This window comes from Clostridium sp. OM05-5BH, assembly GCF_003481505.1.
Classification (GTDB): Bacteria; Bacillota; Clostridia; order Lachnospirales; family Lachnospiraceae; genus Otoolea; species Otoolea fessa.
In genome coordinates, this window is record NZ_QULJ01000038.1 from 1 (window position 1) to 265 (window position 265).

Here is a 265-nt window from a genome sequence, read left to right on the forward strand (position 1 = left end):
AAAGGCCGGGGCCGACGGAGGATACCGGGAGCAATCGCCCCGGACCGGCTGAACGGGAAGGGCCTTCCCCCGCACCATCCCGACGCCTGCGGTTTAAGGACGAGGATACCGGGCAGGACAGTCCTTCGGGCCATGATGGCCCGAAGTCCAAAAGCGGCAAGTTTCAAGAGGACAGACGGAAAAGCCGTCCCTCTGACCGCATGAGGCAGGAAGATGAAGCGGACGGGCCGCAGGATACCGGCAAGGCACAGGAGCCGGAGGGCTC